The following is a 3,533-nucleotide window of genomic DNA, read 5'->3' as shown; positions in this document are numbered from 1 at the left end:
AAAAGGCGTGCGATTCCGTCCCCTATTAGTAGGAGGACATCAGGAAAGAGGACGGCGTGCTGGTACGGAAAATGTACCCGGAATTGTGGCACTGGGTAAAGCAAGTGAGTTAGCTTTAACCCATTTGCCAGAGGTGAAAAAAGAAAAGCAGTTGCGCGATCGCTTAGAAAAAGGTCTGCTTTCTACTATCCCCAACAGCCAAGTAAACGGCCACCTTACCCAAAGACTTCCTAACACCACCAATATCGGTTTCAAATATATCGAAGGCGAAGCAATTCTTCTTTCCCTCGACCAATACGGGATCTGTGCTTCTTCTGGTTCTGCTTGTACTTCTGGTTCTCTAGAACCTTCCCACGTACTCAGAGCATTGGGTTTACCTTATTCAGTGTTGCACGGTTCGATTCGTTTCTCGCTTTCTCGTTATACCACTGACGAAGAAATCGACCGAGTGCTAACCATAATGCCGCAAATAGTAGAACGTTTACGAGCATTATCACCGTTCCAAAGTGACGAAGAATCTTGGCTGCAAGAACAAGAAAAAGCCGTTGCTCTAGCTAAGAATTAAGATAATTGCAAATTTCAGATTTCAAATTTAAAATTTGCAATCTAAAATTTGAAATCTGAAATTAAGTCAATCCAAAATCCAAAATCCAAAATCGAGAATCGAGAATCGCCATGTGGGACTATACAGAAAAAGTAATGGATCTCTTCTACAATCCCAAACATCAGGGAGTAATAGAAGCAACTGACGAACCAGGATTAAAAATCGTTACCGGAGAAATTGGCAGTATTGCTTGCGGAGATGCGCTAAGATTGCACTTAAAAATTGATGAAAGCACGAATATAATTTTAGATGCTCGCTTTCAAACTTTCGGTTGTGCCAGCGCGATCGCTTCTTCCTCCGCTTTAACTGAAATGATTATTGGCATGACAGTTGAAGAAGCAATGAAGATTACAAATCGTCAGATTGCAGAATATCTAGGCGGTTTGCCGGAAGAGAAAATGCACTGTTCCGTGATGGGACAAGAAGCACTGGAAGCAGCGATATCTTCTTACAAAGGAATTCCAATTGTTGTTCACGAAGAAGACGAAAGTGCGCTAGTATGTCGGTGTTACGGTATTAGCCAAGCACGGATCAAGCGAGTAGTAATCGAAAACAAACTTGACACAGCCGAACAAGTAACTAATTATATAAAAGCAGGCGGCGGTTGCGGTACTTGTCTGGTAGATATTGACGACATAATTGCCGATGCTTGGCAAGAAATGAAAGCCCAAAGTGCTGCTAAAACTGAAGAAAATAGCGCGGTAACAGCAACTTCAGTAGCAGTAGCAACCAAAACAGAAACGCAAGTGCAAGTTGCTCGTCCGCTGACAAACCTGCAAAAAATCACACTAATTCAACAAGTTATCGATTCCGAAATCAAACCCTTCCTAGCTCTCGATGGGGGAGATGTCGAACTCTACGATGTCGATGGCGACAAAGTGAAAGTGCAATTAAAGGGAGCTTGCGGTACTTGTTCTGGCAGTTTAGCAACGCTGAAATACGCGATCGAAGCCAAATTACAAGAGCGCGTTTCACCCACCTTAGTTGTAGAAGCAATTTAGGGAATTGGGAATAGGAAATAGCCGATAACCAATAACAACTGACCACTGACCACTGACCACTGACAATTAACCAAAATGATTATTTACGAATCGAAAGGACGATCGCCTCCTGCGATGCTCCTTCTCCCAAAACGCGCATCCCGCACTTTCTTCCGTGAGGATGGCGTTAATTACCCAAACACCAACAAGACACACACACCCACTAAGCAGAGAGAATCATCATGACTGACGAAAAAATTAGACAGATTGCGTTCTACGGCAAAGGCGGTATCGGTAAATCTACCACCTCTCAAAATACGATCGCAGCAATGGCAGAAATGGGCCAACGGATCATGATCGTAGGATGCGACCCAAAAGCTGACTCTACCCGCTTGATGTTGCACAGCAAAGCCCAAACCACCATTCTGCACTTAGCAGCAGAACGCGGCGCAGTAGAAGATCTGGAACTCGAAGAAGTATTGTTGACTGGCTATCGCGATGTACGTTGCGTTGAGTCTGGTGGTCCAGAACCCGGTGTAGGTTGCGCCGGACGTGGTATCATCACCGCCATCAACTTCTTAGAAGAAAACGGTGCTTACGAAGACCTAGATTTCGTTTCCTACGACGTATTGGGCGACGTTGTTTGCGGTGGTTTCGCAATGCCGATCCGGGAAGGAAAAGCTCAAGAAATCTACATCGTTACTTCCGGTGAAATGATGGCAATGTATGCTGCTAACAACATTGCACGAGGCATTCTGAAGTATGCACACTCCGGTGGCGTGCGCTTAGGTGGTTTGATTTGCAACAGCCGTAAAGTTGACCGCGAACTCGAACTGATCGAAACTTTGGCTAAGCGTCTGAACACCCAAATGATCCACTTCGTACCTCGCGACAACGTTGTTCAACACGCCGAACTGCGCCGCATGACCGTACTGGAGTACGCACCCGACCATCAACAAACTAACGAATACCGTCAATTAGCTCAAAAGATCATCGACAACAAGAATCTGACCATTCCAACTCCGATCTCAATGGACGAACTGGAAGAGTTGTTGGTGGAATTCGGCATCCTGGGCGGCGAAGAAGAATACCAAAAAGCGATCGCTCAAGACCAAGCAAAAACCACTGTTGCCGTCTAAATGGGGAATGGGGAATGGGGAATGAATTAATTTCAGATTTCAAATTTCAGATGGCAAATTTAATAAATCTGAAATCTGAAATTTAAAATCTGCAATTCCCCTAGCCCCTACCTACTACCCACTACCTACTCCCCACTCCCTAATCCCTAATCCCTAAAATTCGAGAGAGAAACCTTATGACCCCGATCGAATCTGCTACCTTAAACGAAAATGAAGTAACTGCGGTTCCTCAGCGACCAGTTGCCGAAACTAAAGAACTGATTAAAGAAGTCCTCGAAGCGTATCCTGAGAAATCGCGCAAAAAGAGAGAAAAGCACCTCAACGTTTACGAAGAAGGCAAATCCGACTGCGGCGTAAAATCTAATATCAAATCCGTTCCAGGTTCGATGACCACTCGCGGTTGCGCCTACGCCGGATCGAAAGGTGTGGTTTGGGGCCCAATCAAAGACATGATCCACATCAGTCACGGCCCTGTAGGTTGCGGTTATTATTCCTGGTCTGGACGACGCAACTATTATATTGGTACGACTGGCATTGATACCTTTGGTACGATGCAATTCACCTCCGACTTCCAAGAACGCGATATCGTGTTCGGTGGTGATAAGAAATTGGCGAAACTGATCGATGAATTGGAAGATTTGTTTCCTCTCAACCGAGGCATTTCGATTCAATCTGAATGTCCGATCGGTTTGATTGGGGATGACATCGAAGCTGTTGCCAAGAAAGCCGCCAGGGAAATTGGCAAAACCGTTGTTCCGGTTCGCTGCGAAGGTTTCCGGGGTGTTTCTCAATCTCTCGGACACCACATTG

At 45.3% G+C, this 3,533-nt stretch carries 4 protein-coding genes; all 4 read left to right on the top strand.

The genetic code is table 11. The features are described 5' to 3' along the window. Nucleotides 1-565 (top strand): aminotransferase class V-fold PLP-dependent enzyme (locus H6S82_RS24415; protein ID WP_191056844.1); only part of this gene is annotated, 565 nt, incomplete at its 5' end. A gap of 110 nt (nt 566-675) precedes the next feature. Continuing rightward, nucleotides 676-1,605 (top strand): Fe-S cluster assembly protein NifU, encoded by a 930-nt coding sequence (gene nifU / locus H6S82_RS24410; RefSeq protein WP_190462871.1) that lies wholly within the window; start codon nt 676-678, stop codon nt 1,603-1,605. A gap of 221 nt (nt 1,606-1,826) precedes the next feature. Continuing rightward, nucleotides 1,827-2,723, top strand: a complete 897-nt coding sequence (gene nifH / locus H6S82_RS24405; protein WP_190462869.1) for a nitrogenase iron protein — start codon at nt 1,827-1,829, stop codon at nt 2,721-2,723. Between the two features lie 176 nt (nt 2,724-2,899). After that, a partial coding sequence (locus H6S82_RS24400) for a nitrogenase component 1 (protein ID WP_277926553.1) occupies nt 2,900-3,533 on the top strand: 634 nt, incomplete at its 3' end.

This window comes from Planktothrix sp. FACHB-1355, assembly GCF_014748295.1.
In the GTDB taxonomy this organism is placed as follows: Bacteria; Cyanobacteriota; Cyanobacteriia; order Cyanobacteriales; family Aerosakkonemataceae; genus Aerosakkonema; species Aerosakkonema funiforme_A.
The sequence above is the reverse complement of the archived record's forward strand: the minus strand, read 5'-3'. Positions and strand labels throughout refer to the sequence as shown.